We start from the raw sequence: 1,683 nt of genomic DNA, 5'->3' as shown, positions 1-1,683 counted from the left end.
CCCCGCGCGTCCGGGCCACGGGCGTCTCCGTTCCGCGAGCCGGACCGCGCGGTCGCGGCGCTCACGCCCGGCGCTCGTCGGCCGGGGCCTCGTCGAGAACGCGCCGATGCACCTGCTTCAGCGCGAGGACGAGCGCGACGAGCACGGCGTCGAGCAGCAGCACCGACACCAGCGGTGGCAGCCACCTCGCCGCCAGGCCCGCGACGGCACAGGCCAGGCAGGCGAGCAGCCGCGCTCCCCAGGCCCGGCCGGTGGAGGTGTAGTACCACCAGGCCTGGGTGATCACGTAGAGGACCGGGCCGCCGAACAGCAGGAGGCTGAGCGTGGCGCTGCCGTGGCCGGTGGGGTGGGCGACGGCGAGTTCGGCGCCGACGGCCAGGGCGACCAGGCCGGCGAGGGTGGGGTACTGGCCGCTGACGGCGCGCCGCACGGGCAGCAGCCGGTCGGCCGTGGCGGCGACGTGCCGCGCGAGGATCTCCTCGCCGCCGCGGAAGTAGCTCGCGCACAGGCACACCAGGGCGACGAACACGCCGAGGCCCGTGGCCACGGTCGGGACGTCCACCGGGGCGGCGGAGACCGCCGCGCCGAGGGTCAGGACGGTCTCGCCGAGCTGCACGATGATGAACAGCCGGATCCGCTCCACCATGTGCTCGGCGTCGAACGCGAGGTCCCGGGAGACCAGGACGTTGCCGGGCAGCGGGTGCGCCAGCCACACGCCGGTCATGTCGACGGCCGCGGCGGCGGCCCACCAGGCCAGCCGCGGCCCGGATCCGGCGGCCGCCCCGACCAGCCACAGCGGGACGGAGACGGCCGCCCATGCCGTCACCCGGCGGTAGTGCCCGCGCAGGACGGCCGTGGGAGCGGTCACGGCCGCCGTGACCGCGGTGAGGAACAGGACGGCGGCCAGCGGGAGGGCGAAGGCCCACGGGCGGCCCGCGAACGCGTGCGGGATCTGGGCGTTGGCGTACAGCCCCAGGCCCATCACCGTCAGCACCAGCCACCGCGTCCGGGGCAGTTCCACGTCCAGGAAGGTGGCGTCGAAACTGGTGAGGGCCCAGCAGCTGAGCACCGCCACCAGCATCACCGCGCTCTCGCCCGCCCCGCGCCAGGACAGCTCCTCGTGCAGGTGCTCCGCGAGCTGGCCGACGGCGAAGACGAAGACCAGGTCGAAGAAGAGCTCCAGCGGGGAGACGCTGCGACGCAGGACGGCGAACGGCTCACGGGTCACGTCGTCCCGTCCCTCCGCGGCCCGGGGGCGGCTCGGCATGCGTTCACGATCCGACGGCACCGGGTGACACGCAATTCGGGATCCTCGCCGCGCCGTCCCCGCCGGGAACCGCCCCGTCCGGGGCCACCCGCAGGCGGCCCCATGGTCGAGGGCTCCGTCCGGAACCACCCGGGCGGGCCAGTCCCCGCGCGTGCCCGTCCTCCGGTGGCCATCCTGGTTCCAGCCGCGCTGAACGCTCTCCGGTGCCCGGGACGCGCCGCCGCGCACCCATCCGGCCGACGCGCCGGGGCGCGCACCCGCGGGCGCCCAGGCCCGCGAGCCCGCCACGATCCCCGAGAACCACGGCCGGCCGGCGGAACACCGACCGGAAAAGACCGGTCGCCGGCCGCCACCCACCGAGGAGAGGTGCCCCTCCGATGCAGATCGACCTCACCGGACGGACCGCGCTGGTCACC

Annotated in this window: 1 protein-coding gene; it reads right to left on the bottom strand. The window is 75.9% G+C overall.

The features are described 5' to 3' along the window. Window positions 1–61 precede the first annotated feature (61 nt). On the bottom strand, window positions 62–1,267 hold the full coding sequence (locus ACFU6K_RS38470) for a low temperature requirement protein A (RefSeq protein ID WP_380671238.1): 1,206 nt from the start codon (window positions 1,265–1,267) through the stop codon (window positions 62–64). Window positions 1,268–1,683: the final 416 nt, after the last annotated feature.

Origin of the sequence: Kitasatospora sp. NPDC057512 (assembly GCF_042802135.1) — a bacterium.
Lineage (GTDB): Bacteria > Actinomycetota > Actinomycetes > Streptomycetales > Streptomycetaceae > Kitasatospora.
The sequence above is the reverse complement of the archived record's forward strand: the minus strand, read 5'-3'. Positions and strand labels throughout refer to the sequence as shown.